The organism is Actinoplanes sp. NPDC004185 (assembly GCF_053603475.1).
On the sequence record NZ_JBSGFR010000008.1, the window covers coordinates 21273 to 41232 of the forward strand.

At 70.2% G+C, this 19960-nt stretch carries 15 protein-coding genes; 14 read left to right on the forward strand and 1 reads right to left on the reverse strand.

All coding sequences use genetic code 11. The features are described from left to right. Positions 1-63 precede the first annotated feature (63 nt). The 4 genes from ACWEOZ_RS10365 to ACWEOZ_RS10380 are packed head-to-tail and all read left to right on the forward strand — an operon-like array spanning position 64 to position 8175. Complete coding sequence (locus ACWEOZ_RS10365) at positions 64-5892, forward strand: SDR family NAD(P)-dependent oxidoreductase (RefSeq protein ID WP_451910431.1); 5829 nt, start codon at positions 64-66, stop codon at positions 5890-5892. Then, positions 5889-6323 (forward strand): acyl-CoA thioesterase, encoded by a 435-nt coding sequence (locus ACWEOZ_RS10370; protein ID WP_451910432.1) that lies wholly within the window; start codon positions 5889-5891, stop codon positions 6321-6323. Before ACWEOZ_RS10365 ends, ACWEOZ_RS10370 begins: the two co-directional genes overlap by 4 nt. Next, positions 6323-6838 carry a flavin reductase family protein gene (locus tag ACWEOZ_RS10375; RefSeq protein WP_451910433.1) on the forward strand — a complete coding sequence of 172 codons (516 nt, stop codon included), beginning with the start codon at positions 6323-6325 and terminating at the stop codon, positions 6836-6838. The genes ACWEOZ_RS10370 and ACWEOZ_RS10375 overlap by 1 nt, the downstream gene beginning before the upstream one ends. Next, a complete protein-coding gene (locus ACWEOZ_RS10380) occupies positions 6835-8175 on the forward strand; it encodes a cytochrome P450 (RefSeq protein ID WP_451910434.1) in 1341 nt (446 codons plus the stop codon). The genes ACWEOZ_RS10375 and ACWEOZ_RS10380 overlap by 4 nt, the downstream gene beginning before the upstream one ends. Positions 8176-8229: 54 nt before the next feature. Here the strand turns inward: ACWEOZ_RS10380 and ACWEOZ_RS10385 are convergent, their stop codons facing one another. Then, positions 8230-9066, reverse strand: a complete 837-nt coding sequence (locus ACWEOZ_RS10385) for a helix-turn-helix domain-containing protein (protein ID WP_451910435.1) — start codon at positions 9064-9066, stop codon at positions 8230-8232. Positions 9067-9388: 322 nt separating this feature from the next. Between ACWEOZ_RS10385 and ACWEOZ_RS10390 the strand changes: the two genes are divergently transcribed. The 10 genes from ACWEOZ_RS10390 (at position 9389) to ACWEOZ_RS10435 (ending at position 19923) form a co-directional block, all read left to right on the forward strand. Beyond that, positions 9389-10090, forward strand: coding sequence for a MerR family transcriptional regulator (locus ACWEOZ_RS10390; protein WP_451910436.1), 702 nt, complete (start codon positions 9389-9391; stop codon positions 10088-10090). 400 nt (positions 10091-10490) lie between these two features. Then, complete coding sequence (locus ACWEOZ_RS10395; protein WP_451910587.1) at positions 10491-12425, forward strand: CRTAC1 family protein; 1935 nt, start codon at positions 10491-10493, stop codon at positions 12423-12425. Between the two features lie 71 nt (positions 12426-12496). Next, positions 12497-13438: an enediyne biosynthesis protein gene (locus ACWEOZ_RS10400; protein ID WP_451910588.1), complete on the forward strand. Its 942-nt coding sequence runs from the start codon at positions 12497-12499 to the stop codon at positions 13436-13438. A gap of 289 nt (positions 13439-13727) precedes the next feature. Further along, positions 13728-14528: a helix-turn-helix domain-containing protein gene (locus tag ACWEOZ_RS10405; protein WP_451910589.1), complete on the forward strand. Its 801-nt coding sequence runs from the start codon at positions 13728-13730 to the stop codon at positions 14526-14528. 75 nt (positions 14529-14603) lie between these two features. After that, positions 14604-15779, forward strand: a complete 1176-nt coding sequence (locus ACWEOZ_RS10410) for an acyl-CoA dehydrogenase family protein (RefSeq protein ID WP_451910437.1) — start codon at positions 14604-14606, stop codon at positions 15777-15779. A gap of 49 nt (positions 15780-15828) precedes the next feature. Continuing rightward, positions 15829-16233, forward strand: a complete 405-nt coding sequence (locus ACWEOZ_RS10415) for an SgcJ/EcaC family oxidoreductase (RefSeq protein WP_451910438.1) — start codon at positions 15829-15831, stop codon at positions 16231-16233. A gap of 256 nt (positions 16234-16489) precedes the next feature. Continuing rightward, positions 16490-17788: an aminotransferase class V-fold PLP-dependent enzyme gene (locus tag ACWEOZ_RS10420; protein ID WP_451910439.1), complete on the forward strand. Its 1299-nt coding sequence runs from the start codon at positions 16490-16492 to the stop codon at positions 17786-17788. 21 nt (positions 17789-17809) lie between these two features. Further along, complete coding sequence (locus tag ACWEOZ_RS10425; RefSeq protein ID WP_451910440.1) at positions 17810-18670, forward strand: formylglycine-generating enzyme family protein; 861 nt, start codon at positions 17810-17812, stop codon at positions 18668-18670. Between the two features lie 18 nt (positions 18671-18688). Continuing rightward, complete coding sequence (locus ACWEOZ_RS10430) at positions 18689-18952, forward strand: MoaD/ThiS family protein (RefSeq protein ID WP_451910441.1); 264 nt, start codon at positions 18689-18691, stop codon at positions 18950-18952. Between the two features lie 17 nt (positions 18953-18969). Further along, positions 18970-19923 carry a quinone oxidoreductase family protein gene (locus ACWEOZ_RS10435; protein WP_451910442.1) on the forward strand — a complete coding sequence of 318 codons (954 nt, stop codon included), beginning with the start codon at positions 18970-18972 and terminating at the stop codon, positions 19921-19923. The last annotated feature ends 37 nt before the right edge of the window (positions 19924-19960 follow it).

Sequence of the window (19960 nt, forward strand, 5' to 3'; positions counted from 1 at the left end):
CGCCGCTCGCTTCCGCACGACCGCGGCTGCGGGCTCGAAAACGATATGGAGGCTCGGGGACACATGACGAGGATCGCCGTTGTCGGCATGGCGTGCCGATATCCGGATGCGACGTCGCCCAGGGAGTTGTGGGAGAACGCCCTCGCCGGGCGCCGCGCTTTCCGGCGGCTACCCGACCAGCGCATGCGGCTCGCTGACTACTGGTCACCCGATCCCGCGGCTCCGGACCGGTTCTACGCGCGCAACGCCGCGGTGCTCGAGGGCTGGACCTTCGACCGGGTGGCATACAAGGTCGCCGGCAGCACCTACCGGGCCACGGATCTCACCCATTGGCTGGCGCTGGACGTGGCGGCGGCGGCGTTCGCCGACGCGGGCTTCCCGATGGCGGCCGGTCTGCCGCACGAGCGCACTGCCGTGATCGTGGGCAACAGCCTCACCGGCGAGTTCTCGCGGGCCGGGCAGCTGCGGCTGCGCTGGCCCTACGTGCGGCGCACCGTGGCCGCCGCGCTGACCGAGCAGAAATGGGAAGAGGATCGCCTCGCCGAGTTCCTGGACCGGCTGGAGGCCGATTTCAAGGCGCCGTTCCCGCCGGTCGACGAGGACTCACTCGCCGGTGCGCTGTCCAACACCATCGCCGGCCGGATCTGCAACTATTTCGATCTCAAGGGTGGCGGATACAGCGTGGACGGCGCGTGCTCGTCGTCGCTGCTGTCCATCATCACCGCCTGCCGCGCCCTGGCCGACGACGACGTCGACGTGGCGGTCGCGGGCGGCGTAGACCTGTCCATCGATCCGCTGGAGACGGTGGGCTTCGCCAAGACCGGCGCACTGGCCACCGGTGAGATGCGCGTCTATGACCGCAGATCCAGCGGCTTCTGGCCCGGTGAGGGCTGCGGCATGGTCGTACTGATGCGCGAGGACGAGGCCCGCGCCGCCGGGCACCGGGTGTACGCCACGATCGCCGGCTGGGGCATCTCGTCGGACGGCAAGGGCGGCATCACCCGTCCCGAGGTCGACGGCTACCGGCTGGCCCTGCGCCGCGCGTACGAGCGGGCCGGCTTCCCGATCGACACTGTCGCCCTGTTCGAGGGGCACGGCACCGGCACCAAGGTCGGCGACGCAACCGAGCTGGCGGCTCTGGCGGACGCACGCCGCGCCGCCGGGCCGACCACCGGCCCGGCCGCGATCAGCTCCGTCAAGGCGATGATCGGGCACACCAAGGCTGCGGCCGGGGTGGCCGGATTCATCAAGGCGGTGCTGGCGGTGCACCACGAGGTGCTTCCACCAGCGGTGAGCTGCCCCGAGCCTCTGGAGCTGCTGACCGCGGACGACGCGGTGCTACGGGTGCTGCGTCACGCCGAGGCGTGGCCGGCCGACCAGCCGGTCCGCGCGGGCATCACCGCCATGGGCTTCGGCGGCATCAACACCCACGTCGTGGTGGAGAACGCCCAGCCGACGCGGCGTCCCGGCCTGGACGCCCGGACCGCGGCGTTGACCGGTTCCATCCAGGACGCCGAGCTGCTCGCGTTCGACGGAGACAGCTGGCAGGCCGTCCGGGACAAGGTGAGCCGGCTTGCCGATGTCGTGGGACGTGTCTCCTTTGCCCAGATGGGTGACCTCGCCGACGTGCTGCGCCGGCAAACCGGGGACCGACCGTTCCGGGCCGCCGCGGTGGTCACGTCGCCGGATGATGCCGAGGCCCGGCTGCGCCGGATCTGTGAGCTCATCGACACCGGGCAGGACGCCCTGGCCGGCGGGGACGGAGCGGTCTTCCTCGGCCACGTCACCCGGCCGGGCCGGGTGGGACTGCTCTTCCCCGGTCAGGGCTCCGGTACCGGAACCAGCGGCGGTGCCCTGAGCCGCCGCTTCGCCGAGATCCGCGACGTCTACGCCGACGCGGGACTGCCCGCCCACGGCGATCTGATCGCCACCGAGGTGGCCCAGCCGCGGATCACCACGGGATCGGTCGCCGGACTGCGCACGCTGGACCTGCTGGGTATGTCCGGCACGGTCGCGATCGGTCACAGCCTCGGTGAGCTCACCGCACTGCGCTGGGCCGGCGCGATGGACGACAGCACGCTGCTGCGTGTCGCCACCCGCCGCGGCCAGGTCATGAGCCGGAACGCCGCCTCCGGCACGATGGCCGGCATCGCGGCTCCACCGGAGGTGGTGGAGTCGCTGATCGCGGAACTGCCCGCGGTGATCAGCGGCTACAACGGTCCGGTTCAGACGGTCGTCGCCGGCCCGGAGGACGCCGTGCAGGAGGTCTGTCGCCGTGCCACGCACGCGAGACTGCGGGCCGTACCCCTGGCGGTCTCCGACGCCTTCCACTCGCCCCTGATGGCCCCGGCCGCCGGACAGTTCGCCGCGGCGCTGGCCGACCTCGCGTTCGGACAGGTCGGCCGGCGGGTGATCTCCACCGTCACCGGCGCCGAACTGGAGGCCGGCACCGATCTGGGTGACCTGCTGCATCGGCAGATGACCCAGCCGGTGCTCTTCCATCAGGCAGTGACCACGGCCGCCGCCGACGTTGACATGTTCGTCGAGGTCGGTCCGGGCCAGGTCCTCTCCCGCCTGGCCGAGACCGCGACGGGTGTGCCGGCGGTGTCACTGGACACCGACGACGAGTCCATGCGCAGCCTGTTGCGGGTTGTCGCCGCCGCGTACGTCCGCGGTGCCGCGGGCCTGCCCGCCGTGCTCTTCGACGACCGGCTGGTCCGCCCGGTGCGGGTCGACGACGAGCTCGACGTGCTCAGCAACCCGTGCGAGAACGCTCCCCGGGTGGACGTGCTCGGCGGCGTCGGTCACGGCGCCTGGTCGGCACCGGCCGCCGCCGCGGGACCCGGTCCGGCCGACACCGCGGCCGATTCGGTCGCGGGCGACGACGCGCAGGTCGTCGAGACCACCGCCGACCTGCTGCGGCGGCTCGCCGCAGCCCGCGCCGAGCTGCCGGTGGAGATGGTCCGCGAGGACAGCATGCTGCTGGACGAGCTGCACCTGAGCTCGATCACAGTGGGCTCGATTGTCAACGAGGTGGCCGCCCGGCTCGGCATCCCGCCCGCCGGCACGCCGCTGAACTTCGCCACCGCGTCGGTGCGCGAGCTCGCCGAAACCCTCGACGGACTCCAGGCCGCCGCAGCGGCGGGCACGTTGAACGTCACCGACACGGTGGCCGGTGCGAGCAGCTGGGCCCGGGCCTGGACGATCGATCTCGACCCGCGACCACTGACCGCCGGAGGCCACGAGAGCGGCGTCAGCGGGCGGTGGCGGCTCTACAGCGAGCCCGATCACCCGTTCGCCGAGGAGCTGCGGCACCGGCTCGAGAACGCCGGGATCGGCGCGGGCGTGCTGGTGTGCCTGCCCGCCGAATGCGAGGAAGAGCATCTGGAGTTCGCACTGCGGGGCGCCCAGGAGGCGATGACCGGCGGCGCGGGAGAACGCTTCGTGCTGGTCGAACACGGCCGGGGTGCGGCCGGGCTGGCGAAGACCCTGCGGCTGGAGAGCACCGGTACGCGGGTCACGATCGTGCACACCCCGCCGACCGCCGACGCGGTCACCCGCGTGGTGGACGAAGTGCGCGCCACCCGGGACTTCGCCGAGGTCGTCTACGGTGCGGACGGCGTACGCCGGGTGCCGACGCTGCGGGCCATGCCGATCCGGGCGGCCCGAGAGGTCTCGCCGCTCGATGCCACCGACGTCCTTCTGGTCACCGGCGGAGGCAAGGGCATCACCGCCGAGTGCGCCCTGGCTGTCGCGGTGGACACCGGCGCGAAGATCGCCGTGCTGGGCCGCTCGGACCCTGAGCACGATGCGGAACTGGCCGCGAACCTGGAGCGCATGGCCCGCCACGGCGCAACGGTGCGCTACGCGCGGGCCGACGTCACCGACCGGGCACGGCTCGCCGGCGCGGTGGCCGAACTCAGCGCCCAGCTGGGACCGATCACGGCAGTACTGCACGGCGCCGGCCGCAACGAACCGGCCGGGCTGCCGAGCCTGCGTACCGACGAACTGCGCCGCACCTTCGCACCGAAGGTCGACGGCCTGCGCAACGTGCTCGACGTGCTCGACCCGGAACAGCTGCGGCTGCTGGTCAGCCTGGGCAGCATCATCGGCCGCTCCGGGCTGCGCGGCGAGGCGCACTACGCCGTGGCCAACGACTGGATGGCCCGGCTGACCCGCGAGTTCGGCGAACGCCACCCCCGGTGCCGCAGCCTGTGCCTGGAGTGGTCGGTGTGGTCGGGCGTCGGTATGGGCGAGCGGCTGTCGGTCATCGAGAACCTGACCCGGGAGGGCATCACGCCGATCACCCCGGCGCAGGGCGTCGACGTGCTGCGCCGGCTGCTGGCCGACGCCGACGCGCCGCCGGTGGTCGTGATCAGCGGGCGCACCTCGGGCATCGACACGATCCGCTACGACCGGCCCGAACTGCCGCTGCTCCGCTTCGTACAGCAGCCGCTGATCAGCTATGCGGGCGTGGAACTGGTGACCGAGACCGAGCTCAGCGTCGGCACCGACCCGTACCTCGGCGACCATCTGCTGGACGGCAGCCTGCTGTTCCCCGCCGTGCTGGGCATGGAGGCCATGGCCCAGGTCGCTGCCGCCGTCACCGGTCAGGACCGGGCCCCGGTCATTGAGGACGCACAGTTCCTGCGGCCGATAGTGGTGCCGCCGGACGGCACGACGCGCATCCGGGTCGCCGCGGTGGTGACCGACACCGACACCGTCGAGGTCGTCATCCGCAGTGAGGAGACCGGCTACGCCGCCGAGCATTTCCGGGCCAGGGTGTGCTTCACCGCTGAGAAGATCCCGCAGGGCCCGCCCGAGCAGACCGCGGAACAGCTCCCGCTGGTGCCGCTCGATCCGCAGACCGAGCTGTACGGCGACATCCTCTTCCAGGGCGGCCGGTTCCAGCGGCTGCGGGCATATCACCGGGCCGCCGCCCGCGAGGTCGACGCGACGGTGGAGCTGACGCCGGCCGGCTGGTTCGCCGGATACCTGCCCGACCGCCTGCTGCTGGGCGACCCGGGAGTACGGGACGCGCTGATGCATGGCAACCAGGTCTGTGTCCCGCACGCCACGCTGCTGCCCTCGGGCATCGAGCGGGTGTACGCGGGCGGAGCGGCCCTGTCAGGCACCGGCGAGCTGCGCTATTGCGCGACCGAGCGGCGGCAGGACGGCGACACCTACGTCTACGACATCGCGGTCCGCGACGCCGACGGCCAGGTCGTCGAGCGCTGGGAGGGACTCACCCTGCAGGCCGTCCGCAAGAACGACGGCTCCGGCCGGTGGGCGGCACCTCTGCTGGGCACGTACCTGGAACGCGTCGGCGGGCAACTCACCGGCAGCGGCGTGCGGGTGTCCGTGGAGCCGGACGACGTGCCCGACCCGCGGCGGCCGCTCTCCTACGTCGAGGCGAGGCGGTCCCGCTCGGCCCGGGCCCTGTCCCGGCTCACGGGACAGGTGACGCCGGTGCGGCACCGCACGGACGGGCGCCCCGAGATCGACGGTGGCACGGTCTCGATGGCGCACGGCGCGGGGGTCACCCTCTGCGTTCTCGGTACCGGTGCGGTGGGCGCCGACATCGAAGTGGTCACCGAGCGCTCGCTGACCGAATGGCGTGGCTTGCTCGGCACGAACGCCGCTCTGCTGGCCGATCTCGGCGACGGGCCCGGGCTCGACGTCACCGGGACCCGGATCTGGGTGGCGCTCGAGTGCCTGCAGAAGGCCGGGCAGCCGCCGACGGCGCCGCTGACGGTCCTGCCGGCGCATGAACCGGGGTGGCTGGTGTTCGCCTCCGGCCGGCTGCAGATCGCCACGTTTGTCGCCGCTCTGCGCGGCGGACCGGACCAGACCGTTTTCGGGATCTTGTCGGAAGGACGTCGAGCAGGATGAACCGTCACTTCGAGTACCGGCACGTGGTGGGTTTCGAGGAGACCAACCTCGTCGGCAACGTCTACTACGTCAACTATCTGCGCTGGCAGGGCCGCTGCCGGGAGATGTTCCTCCGGGAGCGGGCCCCGGCGGTCCTGGCCGATCTGCAGGACGACCTCAAGCTGTTCACGCTGCGGGTCGACTGTGAGTTCTTCGCCGAGCTGGCGCTCTTCGACGAGCTTTCCATCCGCATGCGGCTGGTCGAGCTGGCACAGACCCAGATCGAGTTCGGGTTCGACTACGTACGCCTGACCGCCGGCAACGAGACTCTGGTGGCTCGTGGCACCCAGCGCATCGCCTGCATGCGCGGCCCGAACACCCGTACGGTGCCCACCCGCGTGCCCGACGCGCTCGTCGAGGCCCTGGCGCCGTACACGGCGGTGCGAGCCTGATGGGGTCTCCCGACGACGAAACGGTCCGGGCCACCGTGCTCGACGAGCGCCGGCACCTACGACGCGCCTTCGGCGCCTTCGCCACCGGCGTCACGGTGGTGACCATCGGTGGTGGCAACCCGCACGGTATGACGGCCAACTCGTTCACCACGGTCTCCCTGGATCCACCGCTGGCGCTGGTGTGCGTCGACCGTCTGGCCGTCATGCACGCGAGGCTGGAGGTGTCGTCCGTCTTCGGTGTCTCGGTGCTGGCCGCCGGGCACGAGAAGGTGGCCCGCTATTTCGCCGACGGCGACCGCCCCACCGGTCCCGCCCAGTTCGCCGACGTGGACTGGGAGCCGGGGCAGACCACCGGCGTACCGATGATCTCCGGGGCCCTCGCCTGGTTCGAGTGTGAGGTCTGGCGCCGGTACCACGGTGGTGACCACACCATTTTCGTCGGCCGGGTGCTCACCGCCGAGCAGTGCGGCGACGACGAAGGACTGCTCTTCCACTACGGGGAGCTGTCCTCATGACGGGCGCCCGGGCGCCGGGTCCGTCGCGATGGTCGGCGCTGCGGCAGCTGATGGTCATGTCCCGCGACCGGCTGGGGATGATGACGGCCGCCGCGGCCGGCTACGGCGACGCCGTCCGTATCCCGGTCGGTCACAAGACCCTGCATTTCTTCAATCATCCGGACACCGTGAGGCACGTGTTGGCCGACAACGCCGGAAACTACCGCAAGGGTATCGGCCTGACCCATGCCCGCCGGGCTTTGGGCGACGGGCTGCTGACCAGCGAGGGGAAGCTGTGGCATAAACAGCGCCGGGTGGTCCAACCCTCGTTTCAGGCCAAGCGTCTGGCCCGGCAGGCCGGCGCGGTCGCCCAGGAGGCGGAACGGCTGGTCCGCCGGCTGCGCAAGCAGATCGGCGGGGACGCCGTCGACATGGCGCCGGCGATGACCGACCTCACGCTCGGCATCCTCGGCCGCACCTTGCTGGACGCCGATCTGACCCCCTTCGGCGGGCTCGGTGCTGCGTTCGACGCCGTGCAGAACCAGGCGATGTTCGAGCTGACGTCGTTGAGCACGGTCCCCATGTGGGTGCCGCTGGCCCATCAGCGCCGGTTCCGCCGGGCTCGGAGCGAGCTGCAGATGGTCGTCGACCAGTTGGTGGCCGGGCGCCGTGACGACGCGGCCGGCCGCGACGACGTGCTGTCCCGGCTGATCGTCTCGGCCGGCCAGGAAGACGACCCGCGCGTGGTGCGCACCCGGCTGCGCGACGAACTGGTGACCCTCCTGCTCGCCGGCCATGAGACCACCGCGAGCACCCTGAGCTGGACGCTGGCGATGATCGACCAGCATCCGGAGGTTCGCGAGCGGCTGCACGCCGAGGCGGTCACAGCACTGGGGAGCCGGTTGCCCACTCACGCGGACCTGCGCCGGCTTCCCTACACCACCATGGTGGTGGAGGAGGCGATGCGGCTCTATCCGCCGGTGTGGTTGCTGCCGCGGCAGGCGCTGGCGGCGGACGAGATCGGCGGCTACGGGGTGCCTGCCGGAGCGGACGTACTGGTGTGCCCGTACACGCTGCACCGGCACCCGGCGCTGTGGGACGACCCGCAGCGTTTCGATCCCGAGCGCTTCGACCCGGCGCGGACGCGGAGCCGTCCTCGTTACTCCTACATCCCGTTCGGTGCAGGCCCGAGAGTCTGCGTCGGCAGCAACCTCGCCATGATGGAAGCGGTCTTCGTGATCGCCATGCTGTCGCGTGAGCTCCGGCTGGTGAGCGCCGCGGGGCACCGGCCGCAGCCCCAGCCGATGTTGTCGCTGCGGATGCGCGGCGGCCTGCCGATGACAGTGCACGCGGCGTGAAGGGTGTCTCGCGGATCCTGCCGGGATCCGCGAGACACCCTCGCCGGGTGGACCTCAGGCGGCGCGCGGGGTGGATGGAAGGACCGGACCGAGCGAGCGCGGCAGCGACAGCACGGCCGGGGGGTCGAAGGTGCGCAGTGGCCGAAGGTCGACGTCGACCGTCCGCATCGACGCTCGATGGTGCAGGACGAGTGGCCCCGAGCGGGCCCCGCAGCCGTGCCGTCTCGTGCACCGTCCCGACTCGACGGGATGCGCGACCAGATGCCAGGTTCCGGCCCGGATGCCGTCCAGCCGAAAGGGTCCAGGCGCCGATGTGACGGTCCAGCTTTCCGGTAGCCCCTCCGCTATCGACTCCGGAAACAGTCCGACAAATACGGCGCCGCCATCATCCGTACATTGAGTGCGCAGATGGCCACTGATGGTCGCGGGATGGATCGCGGGCGAGGCGCGGGAGAGAGTGGCTTCGCCGCGTCGGCGGAACGTGATCGGGGTGAGTCCGACGCTGCGGTTGAAGCGCCCGCTGAAGGTGCTCACGCTGGTGTAACCCACCGACGTGCCGATGTCGGCGACCGTGCGCGTGGTCGTCCGCAGTAGCCGCTTGGCCTCTTCCATCCGCAGGGATGTGAGGAATCTTCCCGGCGATATTCCGGTTACCCTCTGGAAGACCCGGCTGAAATGGAATTTGCTGAACATGGCGGCGCGGGCCATGTCGTCCAACGATAACTCTTCGCCCACATTGCTCCGCATCATGGAAATGGCTCGCCCTACCGCCTCTTCCGTCGACAAATTGAATCCTTCCGGTGCCTCGGTGTTGCGGTCGCACCCGCAGCCACCGGTCATTCTCCGGTCGAGGAAATGGCCGGCGAGAACCTGCGGGTGGGTGCGGATCAATGCTAGCGGTGCGTTATGGGGGGAGCAACACCCAGTTACCGTCGGCCTTGCGTCTAATACTGGCCGGTAACGCCACGGGCTGGGCAGATATTTGCGCTATCCACCCTTGCCCTGAGTTATGGGTCAGGGCCCCGAATGGCAGCAATGTCCAGCGTCAACGGTAAATACCTGCATCGGCAGTGCACGACGCTCCAGGGGGCCGAGCCTTCGCTGGGTCTGCATCTCTGGGGGCCGGCCGTGCGGCGCTTCAGCACTATGGGGTCAGTGATGCCCCGGTGCGCCGGGTGACCGATTGATCCAATATGACCGTGGAGGCACCCAGATGCGCATATCCGAACTGAGTGGGCGGAGCGGTGCTTCGGTTCCGACGATCAAGTTCTACGTGCGCGAGGGGTTGCTGGCTCCGGGCCGGCTGACCAGTGGCCGGCACGCCGAGTATGACGACGACCATGTGTCGCGCATCCACCTCATCAGGACGCTGACCGTCATGGGGAGGATGACGATCTCGGCGGCCCGTGACGCGCTGCGGGCGATCGACGAGCGCGGCATCGAGGTGCGCGGGCTGTGCAGCGTCGTGAACGCCGCCCTCTTCAGTGAGCCGGCCGGCACGGCCGACCTGCCCATGCGGGGCGGTGTGCAGCAGCGCATCGACGCGTTTCTCGCCCAGCTGGGCTGGCAGGTCGACGATGATTCCCCGAGCCGGGTCACCCTGTCCCGGGTGTTCACCGCCCTGGAGCGGCTCGGCGGCGACGGAGCCCACCTGGACGTGGAGGCATTGGCGCCCTACGCGCGGGCGGCGGCCCGCCTGGCCGATCTCGAGAAGCGTGCGCTGCCCCGCAGCGTCGACTCCTCCCAGGAGGCCGGACGGGCTGTGGCCCGCGCGGTCCTGTACGAGGTGGCGCTCTCGTCGTTGCGACGGATGGCGCGTGAGCACCTGATCGCCTCCTGGGACGAAGGGCAGGGGGGTGGGCCCGTCCGGCCGGATGACGCCCCGGCAGCCGAACGGCTATATGACGTTCAGTGATCATGGCAGAGCAATCGGTGAGAAGACACGCAGTGCCCGGCGCCCTGATGATGACTGTGGTTCGAGATCGGGCCCTGACGGGATTGCCGTCAGCCCGAACTCGGTCGGCGATCCGGCCGCGCGTTTGTCCTGTCGGGCGAACCCGCGAACACGGATCGTGATACCACCGCGGCGCGAATGCCGGCGATCGCCATCCTGGGCGGGAGTGCCGATTGCCGCATTCGCGTCGCGGGCAAACGGCGCGCGGTTCTGCCTTCGCCGATCATCAGCTGCGAACGCTGAATTCAAACCGCCTCATGTCCGAATGCGGTGCTGAGCCGCGGCGTCGCCGCACGGCGTCGGGCCGAAAAGGTATCGCCGCTGAAAGGGAGACCTCTTGTCCTCGCAACCGGTCGGCGTATTGCGTCGGCTCATACCCGCGATCGTCGTCCTGCTTCTGCTGACCGGCGCCTACGGCCTGGCCCGGCTGCCGTCGGCCTCGAGCGCCGACCGGGCGTCGCTGGCCTCCGATTTCGGGTTCACAAAACTGCCGATCGCCCTGCCCGAAGGACTGACGTACCGTACGGTCCGCGACGTCAATCCCGAATACGAGCACATCCGTTCCTGGATCTCGTCGGTAGGCGCCGCGATCGCGGTGAACGACCTCGACAGCGGCGGCCACGCCGACGACCTCTGCCTGGTGGACTCGCGCAGCGACGCGGCGATCGTCACCCCAGCACCCGGTACGGGCGGCACCTACCGTCCGTTCGTCCTCAACCCGGCACCGCTGCCCGTGCACGACGCGATGGCGCCGATGGGCTGCCTGCCGGGCGACTTCAACGAAGACGGCCGGATGGACCTGCTCGTGTACTACTGGGGACGTACGCCGATCATGTTCCTGCACCGGGCCGGGTCAGGACCCCTGAGCAACGCCACGTACCAGCCGACGGAGCTCATCCCGCAGGCCACCACGCCCGGCTACCGCGGTGCGCTGTGGAACACCAACGCCGTCACCGCGGCGGACTTCGACGGCGACGGCCACGTCGACCTCGGCATCTTCAACTACTTCCCCGACACCCAGGTGCTCGACGAGCACGGCCTGGCCAACGTCCAGATGAACGACTCCATGTCGCACGCGCGCAACGCCGGCGGTGCACACGTGATGCGCTGGACCGCGGCCACCGCCGGGGACCGCCCGTCGGTCACCTTCACCGAACAACAGGCCCTCGACCCGGCCGCCGCGACCGGCTGGACGCTCGGCTCCGACAGTGCGGACCTCGACGGTGACCTGCTGCCGGAGCTCTACCTCGCCAACGACTTCGGCCACGACCGCATGTTCCACAACATCTCGCGTCCCGGGCAGATCCGCTTCCAGCTGGTGGACGGTAAACGCGACGCGGTCACCCCCAAGTCACTGGTGCTCGGCCACGACTCCTTCAAGGGCATGTCGGTGGAGTTCGGCGACCTGCTCGGAGCCGGCCGATACGACCTCTTCGTCAGCAACATCACCACGTCGTGGGGGCTGGAGGAGAGCAACTTCGTCTGGCTCAACACCGCCGCGAGCCCGGCCGAGGCCAGAAACACTCTGGCCGAGGGCACCGCGCCGTTCCGCAACGAAGCGGCGGACATGAACCTGGCCTGGGCCGGGTGGGGCTGGGACGCCAAGATGGCCGACTTCGACAACGACGGCGACGTCGAGGTGGTGCAGGCGCTCGGCTTCATCAAGGGCTCCATCAACCGTTGGCCCTGGCTGCAGGAACTGGCCATGAGCAACGACCTCATGCTGCGCAACCCGGCGATGTGGCCCAAGGCCGAGCCCGGCGACGACGTCGCAGGATCGCAGCCGTTCGCGTTCTGGGCCGCCGAGGGCAACGGCCGCTTCGCCAACATCGGCCCTGAGCTCGGCATGACCGACTCGACCCCCAGCCGCGGCGTCGCGGTCGCCGACATCGACGGCGACGGGGCTCAGGACTTCGCCGTGGCACGTCAGTGGGGTGCGCCCGACTTCTACCGCAACACGACCGCCGATGCCGGCGACTTCCTCGGCCTGCGGCTCTACCGGCCGGCGGTCGGCGGTGCGGCGGACGTCGTCGGCACTCCGGCGTACGGGGCTCAGGTGCGTGTCACCACCGACGACGGGCGCGTCCGGGTGGCGCAGGTCAACGGCGGCGGGGGTCACTCCGGCAAACGCAGCTTCGACGTGGTCGTCGGCCTCGGAGACCAGGGCGCCCGCCCGGTCACCGCCGAGATCACCTGGCGTGACCTGCAGGGCACGTCGCACATCCGGTCGCTCCCGCTCAGCACCGGCTGGCACGACCTCATGCTGACCGCCGACATCGAGGAGCTGACGTCATGACCACTGTGCAGCCCGCGCGTACCGAACTTCTCGCCCCGGCCGCACCGCCGGACAGCGCCGTAGCGCCGGCCGTGTCCCCGAAAGCAAAGCCGGACCCCCGTTACCTGGCACTGCGCAACTTCGCCATCTCGATGTCGGTCTTCAACATCCTGGGCTACGCCGTCCTCGGCTTCGAGCAACCGTGGTCCTGGCCGTTCTTCGCCCTCGCGATCGGCTACACGGCCGAGATCCTCATCGAGGCCATCACGGCCAAGGTCCACAACCGGGCCCCCGCGTACGCGGGCAACGGCTTTCGGGGATGGTTCACCTTCCTGCTGCCGGCACACATCACCGCGCTCGCTGCCAACATGCTGCTCTACGCCAACGATCGGTTCTGGCCCATCGGCTTCGCAGTCCTGGTCGGTATCGGCCAGAAGACACTGTTCCGCGCACCGGTCAAGGGCCGCATGCGTCACTTCATGAACCCGTCGAACCTCGGCATCTCGGCCGCCCTGCTGTTCTTCCCGTGGGTCAACGTGGCGCCGCCGTACCACTTCACCGAGAACGTGCCCGCCATGATCAGCATCTTCATCCCGGTCGTCATCATCACCTCGGGCACCGTGCTCAACGCCATGCTCACCAAGAAGGTACCGCTCATCATCGGCTGGCTCGGTGGTTTCGTCATTCAGGCGCTGCTGCGATGGTGGATCTGGGACGTGGCGATCTGGGCGGCCCTGATCCCGATGACGGGCGTCGCATTCGTGTTGTTCACCAACTACATGATCACCGATCCGGGAACCACGCCGTCGCGCGCCAGGAATCAATTCATGTTCGGTTCCGGTGTGGCCATGGTGTATGGTCTGCTCCTCGTTTTCAACATCGTTTACACGTTGTTTTTCGCGGTGACCATCGTCTGTTTGATCCGCGGTGTCAGCCTGTGGGTGCTGTGGTGGCGCGAGCGTCGTGACGCGGTCGTGGCACCCGCCGGGCAGTCCGCGGCACCTACTCCCGCCGGTGCCGCCGCTGCCCGCTGATCGATAGCGCCAGCTGCACGTAAGCACCCCCTTTCTGGCCGGCCCGGACCTCGTCCGGGCCGGCCAGGAGTGTGTGGCGAGCCGGGGGAGTGGATCCGGGATCCGGGCCGGACCGATCCTCTCGCAACATGCGGTATTGAGGGCAATCTCTGAGATGCCCAAGGCGGCCGGTCCCGAGAGGATTACCCGAGTCAACACCTCGTTAAAACGAGCGTTCAGCGTTCCGGAATACGTCGGATTTGGTCCATATTCGTCGGTGAACAACGCATCTTCACGCTGGGGGAAATTGATGGGTAGTCACTTCGAGAATGCCGTCGTACGCGCTGTGGAAATGATGCGCTCCAATATGGGCGAGCCGGTCACAGTGGACGACATGGCCCGCGCGGCGATGTTCAGCAAGTTTCACTTCACCCGGATCTTCCAGCGGGTCACCGGAATCTCCCCCGGCCGCTTCCTGTCGGCCATGCGTCTGCAAGAGGCCAAGGACCTGCTGCTGTCCACGAGCATGAACGTGGCAGACATCAGTGTCCACGTCGGCTACAACAGCGTGGGCACCTTCAGTTCCCGCTTCACCCGAAGCGTCGGGCTCCCGCCGACTGAGTACCGCCGCAGCCGCGGCGTCAGCCCCATGGTGCTCAGCGGCGAGCCCGAGGAACACGGGTGCGAGCGCTCCGAGGGCGTGGTGTCGGGCTACATCTCGGTGCCATCGTCCGCGGAGGTCGACGTCACCTTCATCGGCCTGTTCCACACCTGGGTGCCAGAGGGCCGGCCGGTCCGCTGTGCCATCCAGCGCGGCTCCGGGCGCTTCATCCTCGACAAGGTGCCGGACGGGATCTGGTACCTGCTGTGCCAGGGCGTCGTCAAGGACGCACCGGCGGTCGATCCCGACACCATGAATCCGCCCGCTTTGCGCGTGGGCAGCTTCGGCCCGATCCGTATCCACGATGGTAACGCGGTCCACGCCAACGTCCGGCTGCGTACCGCGAGGGTGTACGACCCGCCGCTGCTGCTGGCCCTGCCCGACGCGCGCACCGTGACCCCGATCCGCCCGCACCGCCAACACGCCGGGCTCGTCGGCCGCGCCGCCTGAGCCGGCCCTCGCGCTCCACCCCGGTCGCGGCGGCGTGCCGCGCACCGGCAGATCCCGCTACAAGGAGGCACCCTGATGACCCACGAACCACCCACGCGGCCGGAGCTCGTCCGGCGGGCGTGCGATCTCGTGCCGCTGTTGCAGAAGTTCGCCGGCTGGTCGGAGGAGAACCGGCGGGTGCACGACGACGTGATCGACGCGATGTCGCAGGCCGGCATCTTCCGCATGCGGACCCCGGCGCGCTACGGGGGCTTCGAGTGCGACACCCGCACCCTCGCCGACGTCGCCACCGAGCTTGCACGCGGGGACGGCTCGGCCGCGTGGGTGGCCTCGGTCTACTGGATCCCGACCTGGATCGCCTCGCAGTTCCCCGCCGAGGTCCAGGCCGAGGTCTTCGCCGATCCCGACGTGCGGGTCTGCGGCACGCTCAGTCCGACCGCGACGGCCGCGCCCGCACCCGGCGGCGTGGTCGTCAACGGCAGGTGGAGTTTCATCACCGGCGCTGCCCACAGCCAGTGGCAGGAGATCATCGCGGTACGGATGGAGCCGGATCGCGAGCCAGAGCCGATCGTGGCGCTGGTGCCCATGACCGACCTGCAGATCGTCGACGACTGGCAGACCTCCGGGCTGCGCGGCACCGGCAGCGTGAGCACGATCGCCCGGGACGTCTTCGTCCCGCAACAGCGGATCATGTCGCTCGGCGCGGTCATCCAAGGCCGCACCGGCGAGGGCGGCACCGAGGGGGCCATCTACCGCGCGCCACTGCTTCCCGTAGCGTCCGCCTCGTCGGCCGGCACGACCCTCGGACTGGCCAAGGCGGCGTACGCCACCTTCCTGGAGCGGCTCGAGGGCCGGCGCATCACCTACACCGACTACGCCAGCCAGCAGGCAGCGCCGCTGACCCACCTGCAGGTCGCCGAGGCGGCCACGAAGATCGACCAGGCAGAGTTCCACGTCCACCGGCTCACCTCGACGGTGGACACCAAGGCCGCCCAGGCGCACCTCTGGACGCTCGAGGAGCGGGTGCGGGCACGCGCCGACATGGGCGCGGCCGTGCGGCTCGCCCGGGAAGCCGTCGACATCCTGGCCGACGCCAGCGGCGGTTCCTCCATCTTCGCCGACGTGCCCATCCAACGCATCCGCCGCGACATCCAGGCCCTGAGCCTGCACGCGCTCATGCATCCCGACACCAACGCGGAGCTGTACGGCCGGATCCTCTGCGGCCAGCCGCCCAACACCCAGTACCTGTGACCGTCCCGCAGGCCGTCGTTCCCCGCCGGCCATGAGCAAGGAGCAGACCATGACGAACCCCAGCGTGGCCGACCACGCCGCCGTCGCCACCCTTCCCAACCGCATCGTGCAGGCGTGGGCCGAGCAGGACCCCGACAGCTTCGCCGAGGTGTTCACCGACGACGGCACGATGATCCTGCCGGGCGTGTTCCTGCGCGGACGCGACGAGATCCGGGCCTTCATGGGCGAGGCGTTCGCCGGGCCGTACAAGGACACGAAGGTGACCGGAGACCCGATCGGCCTGCGGTTCCTCGGCGGCGACGTCGCCATCCTGCATACCGACGGCGGCTTCCTGATGGGCGCCGACACCAAGGTCTCCGACAGCAACGCCGTGCGGGCCGCCTGGCTGGTGGTCAAGCAGGACGGCACGTGGCGTCTCGCCGCCTACCAGAACAGTCCGAAGTTCGCCGCCTGAGGCACACATCGCGCTACCGGCTCCCCACCACGGCGGTGGGGGGCCGTGCCGGCGTGTGCGCCGCCCCGCGCGCATCGGGCATGAAGGAGGGGACGGTCGGCAGCTCCGTCCCCTCCGCACCCACCGCTGCCAGTCATCTACCAGCAATGAGGCCCACCACCATTGGGCGCTTGAGCGCCGGATCGGGTCCACCTCTGGAATGCGACAGCCCGCTCGCCAAGGCCGCATCCGCAGAGGTGCCGCCGCTGCCGCGGCGATGACAAGGTCGGGACATCGGACGCCACCGGAAGACATCGAGGACATCGTGACTGGTTACGACATCAACCGGATCCGCGGCGACTTCCCGATCCTCGGCCGCTCGATCCACGGCCAACCCCTGGTGTACCTCGACTCCGCCAGCACCGCGCAAACGCCGCACCAAGTGCTCGAGACGATGGACGCCCACCAGCGTGGCTGCCACGCCAACGTCGGTCGCTCAGCGCACACGCTGGCCACCGCGGCGACGGCGGCCTACGAGGACGCCCGCGCACAGGTGGCCGGCTTCCTCGGCGGCCACGATCCGGACGAGGTCATCTTCACCAAGAACGCCACCGAGGCGCTGAACCTTGTCGCCGGGGCGTTCCGCTCCCGCAGCGCCCACACCGGCGGCGATCCTCGCTTCCTGCTCGGTCCCGGCGACGAGATCGTCGTGACCGAGATGGAGCACCACTCCAATCTGCTGCCGTGGCAGCAGGTTTGTGAGCGCACCGGCGCCACGCTGCGCTGGCTGTCATTGACCGACGACGGCCGGCTGGACCTCTCCGACCTGGACGCTGTGATCGGGCCGCGCACCCGGCTGGTGTCCTGGGTGCACGTCTCCAACATCCTCGGCACGGTCAACCCGACGCAGTGCATCGTCGCGCGGGCACGAGCCGTCGGAGCGCTGACGGTGCTCGACGCCTCCCAGTCCGTGCCGCATCGCCCCGTCGACGTCGGCGTGCTCGACGTGGACCTGCTCGCCTTCAGCGGTCACAAGATGTGTGGCCCGACCGGCGTGGGCGTGCTGTGGGGACGCACGGACGTGCTTGCCGCCATGCCGCCGTTGCTCACCGGCGGCGGCATGGTCGCCGACACGTCGATGACCGGCGCCGCGTTCCGGGCCTCGCCGGCGCGCTTCGAGGCCGGCACTCCGCCGATCGCGCAGGCGGTCGGCCTCGGCGCGGCGGCGCGCTACCTCAACGACGTGGGCATGACCGCCGTCGCCCGGCACGAGCAGCGACTGGTCGGGCACGCCGTCGACGGCCTGGCCGACGTTCCGGGACTACGCCTGTTCGGCCCGCCGGATCGCGCCGGGGTCATCGCGTTCGTCGTCGCCGGTGCCGACGCCCACGACATCGGTGCGCATCTTGATCAGGCCGGTGTGAAGGTACGCGTCGGCCGGCACTGCGCCGGGCCGGTCTGCGCCCGATTCGGGGTGCCGGCCATGGTGCGCGCCTCGTTCCACCTCTACACGACGATCGCGGACGTGGAGGCCCTGGTCAAAGGCGTCGACGCGGCTCGCCGGCAGCTTTGCTGAGATTGGAGTCCGGTGGCAGACATGCTGCTCATTCCCGCGGCGACGTTCGATCAGGGCTCGCCGAAGGCGGCGCTGGACTGGTTGATGAGCCAGGACCAGCCACTGCCGCGGATCTGGTTCGCCGACGAGACGCCGCAGCGGCCCGTGGTCCTCGCCCCGTACCGCATCGACCGGTATCCCGTCACAGTCGCGCAATTTCGCGCGTTCGTGCGGGCCACGGGATTCCGCACCGACGCGGAGGAACGGGGCTTCGGCCTGGTCTACGCCGAACACGGCTGGACCGAGCGCTCCGGCGTCCACTGGCAGGAGCCGGGCGGACCCGGCACGGCCGCCGTAACTGCCGACGACCATCCCGTCGTGCACATGTCCTGGCGGGACGCCAGCGCCTACGCGCGGTGGGCCGGTAAGCGCCTGCCGACCGAGGGGGAGTGGGAGTACGCGGCGCGCGGCGCAGAGTTCCGGCTGTGGCCGTGGGGCGATGACTGGGACGACAAGCGCGCCAACACCGCCGAGCTGCACGCCACCAACGGACTCACCACGCTCGAGGCGTGGCAGCAGTGGTGGCAGACAGTGTGCCGCCGCGACGGGCCGCTGCCCCAGACCACCGCCGTCGGCAGCTTCTCCCCGCAGGGCGACAGCCCGTTCGGCTGTGCCGACATGGCCGGCAACGTCTATGAGTGGACCTCCACGCTGTCGCAGCTCTACGACGAGGCGACCGTGTGCGACCCCACCGTGCGCAAGGCCATGGGCACCTACCGCGTGATCCGTGGCGGCTCCTGGATGAACTTTCGGTACCAGGTGCGCTGCAGCGAACGCATGCACGGCGACCCGCTCGGCTGGTCAACCTTCGCGCACGGCTTCCGTTGCGTGCAGGACGCCTGAACACCTGGAGGAATCGTGGTGAGGATCCAAGTGCCCTCGGTCTGGAACCCGGAGGGGCGCACCGATTTCGAAGCCGACGAGGGTCCGCTTCCCGAGGTCATCCGGCGCTTCGCCGAGGCATATCCGGTGATGCGCCGCCGCCTGCTCGACGCGGCCGGTGAGCCGCTGCTGTACGTCAACGTCTGCGTCGGTGACGAGCTCATCCCTCGGCATATGCGCCGGGACACCGTCGTGCCGGCGGGGGCGACCGTCACCATCATCGCGCCGATGGCGGGCGGGTGATGCCGGCGTTGCGCCAGATGCGTTTGGTGCGTCAGGGCCCTCCCGAGGTCCTCACCGCATGGTCGGGCCGGCTGAGGCCGCCGGCCGCCGGCGAGGTCCTGGTTAGGCTGGCCGTGGCCGGGGTCAATGTCGTCGACCTGCACCAGCGAAGCGGGGCCTACCGGGTGGCTCTGCCGATGGTTCCCGGCATCGAGGGCAGCGGCACGGTGATGGACATCGGCCCGGGCGTCACCGGCGTCGCCGCGGGGGACCGGGTCGCCTGGTTCGGGGTCGCGGCGTCCTACGCCAGCCACTGCCTGGTGCCGGCCGATCGGCTGCTGCCGGTGCCGGACGAGATCAGCCTCGTCGACGCGGCCGCCGTGCTGGTGCACGGAATGACCGCACACCTTCTCGCCACCGACGTCGTGGCGCTGCAGAAGTCCTCGACGTGTCTCGTGCTGGCCGCCTCCGGTGGCGTCGGGGGCCTGCTGTGCCAGCTCGCGGCCCGGGCCGGTGCCACCGTCATCGCGGCGGTGGGCAGCGCGGACAAGGTGTCCGCGGCACGCGCCGCGGGAGCCGCCCACGTCGTCACCTACGGCGGCGACGCGTTCGCCGCGGAGGTACGGACGCTGACCGGCGGTGTCGACGTGGTCTACGACGGTATCGGCCACGACACGGCAGCCGACGCTCTGCCGTGTCTGCGCCCGCGGGGCACCTACGTGCTCTACGGCGCGACCGGCGGCCGCGCCGCGCCGCTCGATCCGCAGGCACTCAGGGCCGCAGGGTCGCTGTTTCTGACCGCTCCCTCGCTGGCGCACTACGACGACACACGTACGGCGGTGCTGCGTCGTGTTGCAGCTGTGTTCGCCCTGGTCGCCGACGGGACGCTGCGCGTGCGTGTGCACGCCCGCTATCCGCTGGAACAGGCTGCCGAGGCGCACCGCGCGCTTGAGTCGCGAGCCACGATCGGCAAGCTGCTGCTCGTGCCCTGAGGGTTCGTCCCCGCGACGGCGGTCCGGTTCTGGCCGG

What these genes read in the sequence shown, in the direction of transcription:
- ACWEOZ_RS10365 (WP_451910431.1), top strand. Translation starts at nt 64, where the DNA reads ATGACGAGGATCGCCGTTGTCGGCATGGCGTGCCGATATCCGGATGCG.
- ACWEOZ_RS10370 (WP_451910432.1), top strand. Translation starts at nt 5,889, where the DNA reads ATGAACCGTCACTTCGAGTACCGGCACGTGGTGGGTTTCGAGGAGACC.
- ACWEOZ_RS10375 (WP_451910433.1), top strand. Translation starts at nt 6,323, where the DNA reads ATGGGGTCTCCCGACGACGAAACGGTCCGGGCCACCGTGCTCGACGAG.
- ACWEOZ_RS10380 (WP_451910434.1), top strand. Translation starts at nt 6,835, where the DNA reads ATGACGGGCGCCCGGGCGCCGGGTCCGTCGCGATGGTCGGCGCTGCGG.
- ACWEOZ_RS10390 (WP_451910436.1), top strand. Translation starts at nt 9,389, where the DNA reads ATGCGCATATCCGAACTGAGTGGGCGGAGCGGTGCTTCGGTTCCGACG.
- ACWEOZ_RS10405 (WP_451910589.1), top strand. Translation starts at nt 13,728, where the DNA reads ATGGGTAGTCACTTCGAGAATGCCGTCGTACGCGCTGTGGAAATGATG.
- ACWEOZ_RS10410 (WP_451910437.1), top strand. Translation starts at nt 14,604, where the DNA reads ATGACCCACGAACCACCCACGCGGCCGGAGCTCGTCCGGCGGGCGTGC.
- ACWEOZ_RS10415 (WP_451910438.1), top strand. Translation starts at nt 15,829, where the DNA reads ATGACGAACCCCAGCGTGGCCGACCACGCCGCCGTCGCCACCCTTCCC.
- ACWEOZ_RS10420 (WP_451910439.1), top strand. Translation starts at nt 16,490, where the DNA reads ATGACAAGGTCGGGACATCGGACGCCACCGGAAGACATCGAGGACATC.
- ACWEOZ_RS10425 (WP_451910440.1), top strand. Translation starts at nt 17,810, where the DNA reads ATGCTGCTCATTCCCGCGGCGACGTTCGATCAGGGCTCGCCGAAGGCG.
- ACWEOZ_RS10435 (WP_451910442.1), top strand. Translation starts at nt 18,970, where the DNA reads ATGCGTTTGGTGCGTCAGGGCCCTCCCGAGGTCCTCACCGCATGGTCG.